Here is a 9,694-nt window from a genome sequence, read left to right on the forward strand (position 1 = left end):
AATCCATGAAGGATCCGTTACTAAACTCGCTTATCTATATCAGCCGATACTACGGCTTAGCTAATTCCCCAGAAGCATTGGTGAACGGCTTACCCCTATCGGAAGGTAAGCTCACACCATTCTTACTTCCTCGTTCAGCCGAGCGCGCTGGATTGGTAGCGAAGGAGAATCGCTCTGATATAGATAAAATCCCAAGCATCGTATTTCCTGTGATACTGCTGTTGAAAGGTGGCGATGCTTGCGTACTAAACAGTATTGATTCCGATGCCAATGAAGCAGAAGTGATTACGCTTGAGTCCGGCATGGTCCCCATTTCCGTCCCGCTCGAGGATTTGAAAGAACAATTCACTGGCCGCTACTTCTTGGTCAAGAAGCAGTTTCGCTATGACGAGCGCTCACCGGAAGTCCTAAAAACTCGTGATGGCCACTGGTTCTGGGGCACTCTGTGGGAATCGAAACGCATCTACCGTGATGTGCTCATTGCCTCGCTATTGATCAATATATTTGCTGTAGCCGCACCACTGTTCACTCGTCTTGTTTATGACAAAGTGGTGCCTAACCTAGCATTTGAAACACTATGGGTACTGGCGGCAGGGATATTTATTGTCTTCGGATTCGATTTAGTACTTAAGCTTATGCGTAGCTACTTTATTGATGTTGCTGGGAAAAAATCGGATATCCTGATTTCCTCTAAGCTATTTAGCAAGGTTATGGGCATCAGAATGGAATCACGTCCTCCTTCTGTCGGTGCCTTTGCGCGTCACTTACAAGAATTTGAATCAATTCGTGAATTCTTTACCTCTGCAACGATTGCTTCGTTAATCGACTTGCCGTTTGCATTGCTATTTTTGGTGCTTATTTGGCTCATGGCGGGCAATCTGGTCATTATCCCAATTATCGGTGTGTTGATATTAATCATCTACTCGATGTTGATACAAGGACCGCTGCGTAAAACGATTGAAGAAGGTTCACGCCTAGCTTCTCAAAAGTACGCCAACCTTATTGAAAGTTTAGCTGGCCTAGAAACCGTAAAAATCTTCGGTGCACAGAGCCAATATCAGTATCGTTGGGAAGAAGCTGTGGCCCACATGGCGAACTGGAACATCAAAAGTAAGCGCATTACGGATGGGATTCAAAACACCGCAGGATTTGTTCAGCAATCTTCCAATATCGGAATGATCATTCTTGGTGTGTATCTTATTGCAGAGGGTGAGCTCACGATGGGTGGCCTGATTGCTGCAACCATGCTAAGTAGCCGTGCTATTGGCCCTTTGGTGCAGCTTTCATTGCTTTCTACACGATACAATCAAGCAAAGTCGTCGATGACCATCATTGAACAAGTAATGGCAATGCCCGACGAGCAAGAAGAAGGAAAGCGCTATATTCATCGCCCAATCATCCACGGCAAAATCGAATTGGATCGCGTGACCTTTCACTACCCTGATTCTCCAATGGCGTCCATTCGAGATCTGAGCCTTACTATTGAACCTGGTGAAAAGGTCGCGATTATTGGACGTATTGGCTCAGGTAAAACTACGCTAGAGCGCCTCATAATGGGCCTGTATCAGCCTACAGAGGGTCACGTGCGTATTGATGAGACAGACATCGCTCAATTGCATCACGTGGATGTACGACGCAATATAGGCTGTGTGCCGCAAGATTGTGCTCTGTTCTATGGCTCTATTCGCGACAACATTACGCTAGGGCGACCATTGGTCGACGACCGTGATGTTATGGATGCAGCAAACCGTGCAGGGGTGACCGTATTCACTCAGCAAGATCCTGCTGGTCTTGAGCGTCAGGTTGGTGAAGGTGGTCTGCTGTTATCCGGTGGTCAACGTCAAGCCGTTGCTATTGCACGAGCATTTTTAGCGCGTCCACCTATTTTGATTATGGATGAACCGACAAGTTCAATGGATAACCGTTCCGAACTGCATATCAAGACACAGTTAAAACAACTTAAGGAATCCGAGACCCTGATTTTAATTACTCATAAAACATCGATGCTAGATGTGGTAGACAGAGTCATCGTCATGGAGAAAGGGGCAATTATTGCTGATGGTCCTAAAGTGCAGGTGTTGAGTGATTTGAGACAAGGTAAAGTTCGCGCTGCAAGTTAAAGCCAAACTATGTCTCCTCGTACTCAATGTGTAAAATCATTTCAGACGACACAACAGAAACACAAAGGCCGCAACGATTAAGCTGCGGCCTTTTTGTCGCTATGCACGTAGACTAAGTGTCATGAATAATGATGATATTGCTTAACTGTTGAACATCCAATTCAGACAATCCAGTTACACCCTCAAGTTCAATGGTGACACTCTTATCGCCCTTGGTGACATTAACCAAGGTGCTCGTATTATCATCGTTTTCAGTGAGTGTAATCTTGTCTCCGCCGACGGCGACATTATCTAACAGAGCTTCTAATGATGTATTACTATCTTCAAATACCTCTGACAAGTCGATAACGTCGCGGTTTCCTTCCACTTGAGAGAAGTCAGTAATCACATCATGACTGCCGTCTAAGTCACCTTCGCTCCATTTGAATGTGTCATCTCCAAGACCACCAGTTAATACATCATTACCAAGTCCACCGGATAGAACATCGTCACCATCCGTACCATGGATAACTGTGACGCCACTGCCTCCCTGAACTGCATAATCGACTTCTTCAGACTCGTCCACATTACCATTTGGCATGATATTGACGTTAACGGTTGCCGTTTCTAGGCTTGGAAGTCCATCTGAATCGATAGCTCTATAATCAAATTGATCCGCTACCTCACCATCGGTAACCTTCACGCTTTGAAGCACAAAACCAGCGTCTTTGCCCTCAGCGTTAAATGGCATAATGCGCATTTCATCAAATGGTATATCCGATGCTACCTCAATAATTGCTTGATGGTCGTCGATAACGCCGTTATCCATCACGATTGGATTATCATCTAATAAAACACCACCAGCATATAGGTAAACAAAGACTTGAGCCGCACCATTACCGTTAGCCGCAGCACTAAATTGTCCAGTTAAGCTTCCTACGCCGACAAGAGCTCTTGTCATCATGCCTGCCGTAAATTTAATGGACATAAATTCACTTTGTTTGGCTTCAGTTTCTTTCCCCTGACCTCGCTCATCATCACGTTTAGTGTAGAAACCAGATTGCTTAGCTGCGCCTGCGCTATCAAAAGCTATCTCTTCCATTTCAACGCCAAGATGAGGTTTGTCACCATCGTATGTTCCTCCAGTAACAACAATGTCATTACCAAACGGCTCATCTCCTTGAGGATTATAGCCCAGCGCTGAAACATCAAAACCAACTTCTAGGTCGTAAAATATATCGACACTATCTTCCACCACATCGCCAACGTCTAAGTCGAAGCGCTCACCAGAATTACTTAGGAAATAAAGTTGACCATACTCTGGCTCATCTGTGATTTCCACAAGAGTTGCTTTTGTATTACTGGCATCGTCCTCACTATCCGTAGCAAAATCTGCAAAATTGAGTGGAATAGTGTCATCCGGAGCAAAAAACTCAAAGTCTATGACTTCAGGAGGTGTATTTGATGCAGATGGCTCTGGATTATCTAGTACGACAAGGTTAATCGATTCTGAAACAACCTCATCTACCGGAGAATAGGCACCGTCCAATTCAGAGGCAATCGCTTTGATTGTAATAGGATAGGTTCCAACATCAGCCACTTTAATTTGCAGATCATTCAGGTCACTCCAATCAGATATATCGACTTCTCCAGAAGGTCCTATGATCGAAGTTTGAGTACCATTGGTGACAATAGCGCCTTGTGGTAACCCTTGAATCAGTAGAGTCAGTAGTTCTGAACCATCGGTATCATTTAGACTGGCAGAAATATCACTAATATCAATGAAGGTGTCCTCGTAACCTACATTGCTTCGTGTCGAAAGTACTATATTATCAAGCAATGCCCCATAGCTATTCTGCTCAGGCGACTCAAAAACAACTCGATAATTAAAGCTATCCGGAGTTTGGAAAAACAGCTGTTCATCTTCAGACCAGTCTCTAACCACCAAACTATGCTCTTCTCCGCTACCATAGGATCGCAATGTTTCAACTTCAACCCAAACACCTGATGAGGTCTCTTTTTCAAGCTTAATATCCATCGGTGAATCGCTACGTCTAGCCGCAGCATCGAAGTTCAACTCGTAGAATTGTCCTGGAGTTCCTTTGAAGCTAGTAAATAAAGAGTCTTGTTGACCACTACGCCCCTCTATTTCAAAGATCTGGTTTTGCTCACCATTACCCAGATAAACGCCTTCTTTACCGACTTCACCTCTATTGGTAATAACGCCCCAATCCCCACTATTTAAGTCATCAGGAGTATCCACACTGAGTTGCGCACCACTAATATTGCCTTTCCAACTGCTATTACCCAGATTGACATTTTCAAAATTGATTGCAGAAACAATGTTCTCGCCGGTCACAATTAATGTTGGGGCATCTGTTATTGGTCGGACAGTAACCGCCAAATCATGCTGCTCTACCACATTATCATCTGCATCACGACCGGACACCGACAAAGTGAAATCGACATCGCTATCTTGTGGTGGCTTAATGGATAAATTCGCTAATTGTGATGGCAGAATATTCGCCGCATTGTTGGTCACGACTATCTCATCAGTACCTGAGAATAAGGTTGCTCCATCAGGAATACCACTAATCACAACTTCTGTTGCATCACTGTTTACGGGCAATTGTATATCCAACGCAATCTTGTTGTCTTCGTCACCAATCGCGGCGGCAACAACTAGATCAGCGACCGCAGTAAAGTTAATAGTTGAAACTGCGGTATTTGATGGTTGCATTGCATCATCAAAGATCGTGATTTCAATGATTCTGTCCTCATCATCCGGAGATTGTGAGGAGTTGGAGAATTCAATTAGCTGAATAGCAGCCTCATAATCGGCAGGAGTTGCTTCTCCGCTCAGAGTGATTTTAATTGCACCAGAATCGAGTACTTCTGTTGTATAGCTAATCCCGCTAAGCAGTGGGTTAGTCGCACCATCAATCCCAAAATTGTCATCCGCTTTTGGATTGGTTAAGACAATTTCTGCCTCATGAATGACATTTTTCTCATCAAAAATGGTGATGTCACTATCGACAACATCAATAGCGCTATCACCCTCTTGGTAATTCGTATCGAAGCTTGTACCGTCAGCACTTAAGTCAAGATCGAGCGTTGGTGGCATATTGTTTTCACGCTCATCAACAATAGTAACAACAGATTCAGTGCTTTCACCTTCATCAGAGTCAACCGCTTTGTATTTAAAGCTGTCGTTCAGTGCGGTTTCTAGATAGCGTAGCTCCCAATTACCTCGACCATCAGTACCAACACTCACTCCCTCAATAAGCACCCGTCCTTCAAAATCACCTAAATCATCAACAGAGAAGCTCAGTTCATGGAATAAGACGTCATTTCCTGACGTATCTTTTTGTACATCAGGTGTGTAATCGACGGTATCGCCATTGCTGAGTGTGACCTTAATCGTCACAGCAGATTCGTTTCGGCCACCTAAGTCGCTATAGAAATAGCCTCCCATGCCATCCAAGCCAAGGTTAACGTGTGTGGCAGGACGATCTTCAAAGTTGATCGATAGCCATTCACCCTCGTTAATACCTTGACCACCACCAATACCTAAGCCATGACCAACATGATTATCTTGGACATCACCTCGGTACTGAGTGAGATTGCCTTTGTTACTGTTAATGGTGATTTTGTCTGTGCTGCCGTCAGTGTTAGAGAGCTCTAATACTCTATTCTTACCATCGACTGCAGTACCCCAGTTGTAAAACTCTTCTTGAGTACTTTCCATATCACTCGATGTTGGCACCACTTTAGTACCAAGAATGAAGCCTTGAGCATCAGAGTCAGGCTCATAGGTTATCTTAGTTGGATCAAACGTATCACCATTGGCAACATTTGTCTGAGTGATTTCCTCACCATCATGATAGAGCGTACCACCAATAGGAAGCTCGGTGATCGCAACTAGAACCTGTTCAGAATTTAAGTCATCTTCAATATCCGAAATATGGTCATCGCCGTCTCCAGAATCTACACCATCAACGGCAGCTCTCGTAGTATCAAATACGACGGCTGTAACATCATTATCAGTGATACTGAAACTAAAGCTTTCTGATTCTGGTCCGTCATTGATAGGAACGACATTAATCGTTGAAATTGCCGTGTTTGATTCGATATTTTGGTCATCGAACACCTTGATTTCTATCTGTCTCGGAATCGCACTTGGATCTTCACTATCATTACTAAACTCAACCCACTTCAGTGCAGCCTCATAATCTGAAGCACTGCCCGTGCCACTTATCACAATAGTATCGGAGCCTAATGCATGAGTGATTGTCAAACCTGAAGCAAGTACCGCCGCAGCTGCGAGTGCAATTGAGTCACCAGACTGAGCGTTGGTAAGGGTAATTTCAGCTCTAGTTATCACATCGATATCATCTGTGACAGTGACGTCTTGGTCAACAATGACAACAGGATCATCACCTTCACTAAAGGTTGTAGTGTAACCCTTACCATCACTTGCATTAGTCGGACGCAGGGTGACGACTAGATCATTAAAGTCTTTATCACTCTCATCGTACGCGATATCTTCAACACGGATTTCCAGTGCACCGTCATCAACTCCAGAAACCGTAAATTGATACTGAACACTATCTTCTGTTGATAAGTAGACAGGCTTACTTGGTATCTGGCCGTTTACCAGCAAGTCGCCTTGAGCATTAAAACTGAGTACTGCATCATCTGGGGTTTGATTTGCACCATTGGCAATAAGGAAAAACTCCAGCCCTTCCTTAGAATCCAGTTCAGCTAGTAACTGATCATTGGTAAGTCCCGCATTAGTATCATGTATTAACACTACAGGGTCGGTTGGATTACCTTGTGAGTCGGTGTAAAAATAACCAAACACATTAGAGTAACCCGCTCTTTCACTCTCAAAAACAATCTCGTAATCTTCGCCATTTAAGTCAATGGTAGGGGCTAAATTATCATTATCACCACCAGACTGCCCGCCTAGTTGCCCATCATCAGAAATAGTGGCACCAGCAGACGCGCCTACGTTACCGTTAACTGTCAGACCAGCTGGCTCAGTCACTTTTAACGTAAAGTTCTCATCTTGCTCATAGACATCGTTATCTTGGATACCTACTTGGATATTGACGGAGGTAACACCAGCTGGAATGGTAATCTGGCCATTAACAATCTGTAGTGGAACATTGGTCGTCCCATCGTTATAGCTCGCCGTCGTAGTAGTAAAGTCATCATCATCGGTATCAACATCGAGTCGATCGAGCGCTACCGTGAGGTCAACATCAGAAGGATTACTTAAAGACAGAGTGAACGGAACACTTCCCGCATCTTCGCTCACTTCCCCACCACCACTCAATGAGAGTGTGATTGGATCGTTATCTTGAATATCTCCAGTCACGGTTTGACCGTCGACTACCAGAGTAAAGCCTTCGTCACCCTCATAACGATTATCATCGATTGTCGGCAACGTAATCGTAAAGTCAGAAACGTTAGCAGGAACTTCAAGCTCTCCAGTCACCTCGTTGTAAGCGACCCCATTGCTGAAGGTCATAGTCGATGGGTCAACATCATTAGCTGAAGCCTCATCGCCATTAGCGCCAAACTCAATGTCAAAGAAAGTCTTCACATTGGTAGAACCGTCCAGAGTCACGTTATAGGAGAAGCTCTCCCCTTCTTCAACACTAGCCGTACCTATCTCAAACCCGCTGACTGAAATCGGTCCAGGGTTGACCAGAACATTCACTGTTGCAGTGTCAAAGCCACCTTTATCGTCGGTAATTTGGTACTGGAACTCAGTGCGACCCGCAAAGCCTTCAGGCAAATCGAAAATGACATTACCACCTTCAATACGCGCATCACCTTGCGTCTCACCGAACACGTAAGTGATACGAATATCATCACCATCCACGGCATCGTCGTTAGATAAAAGCTCTGAAAGCGGAATGACGACAGGTTCATCATGGTCAAAGACATAAGCGCCCACACCGACCACTTCAATGCCCTGAAGGAAATAATCAGAAGAGTCAGTGCCACGTGCAGGGCCACCGGTGAAATCAACGGACTCAAATACCAATTTGTCGTAGGCAAAGCCGCCCGTTTCAATATCAAACGTGCCTTTATTACCTGACTCATTATGGAAATAATCACTGGCAACCAGAGTATCGCCCAAATAAGCGCTCCACTTACCTTGTTCATGACTGCCTGCCCCGCCCTCATTGGCGAACAAGTTGGTTACAGAAAAAGCCCCATCTACAGCTGGCTCTTTGAGCGTAATAATGAGCTGCTCAGACTCTTCTTCATTTCGGTTATATTGAATTTGAGATTCAGGGCCACCGTTGGTAGTGCCATCAGGAATACCAATACGGTCAGTACCGTCGATATTGTAGTTAACAGTTTGGCCATCATATTTCGCCTGAATGCTGTCAACCATATCCCAACCTTGATCGCCCGCTCCCATATCACCTTGAACAAGGCTATAAGACTCTGGATCATCAATCGCATCTGGTGCTAGGTTGGTACGTTGGTCATCGATAGTCACTGTTGATTCATCACTATATGCGCCATCAGAATCAAGTGCTTTATAATCAAAGGAGTCTTCTAAACTCGTCTCTAGGTATCTTAGTTCCCAGTTTCCATTACCTTCAGTTCCAACCGTGACACCATATATTTGTAACCCTTCAGCGCCAGAAAGATCATCGATTGATATCGTAATGTCTAAATCAAGATCGCTATTACCAGACGTCTTCTTTTGAATCGGATCTAGAACTCTCGTTGAACCATCGCTTAAGGTAACGGTAACTAGTACTGATGACTCGTTGGCATTGTTGAGATTTTCATCAAAATAGCCACCTAGACCATCTAGCCCTAATGTCACTGAAGTGGCTGGTCTCTCGGAGAAATCAATCGAAATAGTCTCTCCCTCATTGATGCCTTGTCCACCACCGACACCAAGACCAAATCCAACGTGGTTAGCGTCTCCCCGGTACTGAGTGAGATCCCCATCAATTGAGGTAATCCTGATCGAGTCATCACCCAAAGTTAAAATGCGCTCTCCAGGATTATTACCGGGAGCCCCCCAGTTTAAGAAATCGGTTTGCGAACTGGCTTCGCTGTCCAACCCTTGCGAATCTTTAACACCTAAAACAAAGCCTTGAGCACTTTCATCAGGTAGATAGGAAATATTATCTGGATTAAACGGTGTGCCGTTAGCCCCTCCTTCGACATGGAGGTCAGCTTCAACAATCGCTCGAGTTTCACCGTTTTCAGTGTAGAGAAGTGTACCGCCTAAAGGCAGCTCAGTGATTACAACTGACAGTGACTTTCCATCAGTGGTACTACGATCATCTTCATAGTCGGAGATATGGTCGGTTCCATCACCCTCTATCGAACCTTCTCCAGTATCAAAAATAACTGGAATCGCATCATCTCCGAAAAGTGTGATTGAGAAATCTTCAGAAGCAGGACCGTCATTCGTCCCTTTAACGATGATTGTGACCAGCTGTTCAACAGATGCACCATGCTCATCAGTCACAATCACTGTATATTCTAGTCTAACTTTATCGCCATCAGTCAGTTGTTGGGTAGCCTCTAGATTGTTATCTAATTCAAAC

The 9,694-nt window shown here is 44.5% G+C and carries 2 protein-coding genes; one reads left to right on the forward strand and one right to left on the reverse strand.

What is annotated here, in order from left to right; translation table 11 throughout:
• Positions 1 to 5 precede the first annotated feature (5 nt).
• On the forward strand, positions 6 to 2,120 hold the full coding sequence (locus tag OH456_RS24550) for a type I secretion system permease/ATPase (protein ID WP_006069705.1): 2,115 nt from the start codon (positions 6 to 8) through the stop codon (positions 2,118 to 2,120).
• Between the two features lie 112 nt (positions 2,121 to 2,232).
• Here OH456_RS24550 and OH456_RS24555 read toward each other — a convergent pair.
• Positions 2,233 to 9,694: Calx-beta domain-containing protein (locus OH456_RS24555; RefSeq protein WP_270034391.1), on the reverse strand; the 7,462-nt coding region annotated here is incomplete at its 5' end.

Source organism: Vibrio sp. La 4.2.2 (genome assembly GCF_027586995.1).
In the GTDB taxonomy this organism is placed as follows: Bacteria; Pseudomonadota; Gammaproteobacteria; order Enterobacterales; family Vibrionaceae; genus Vibrio; species Vibrio mediterranei.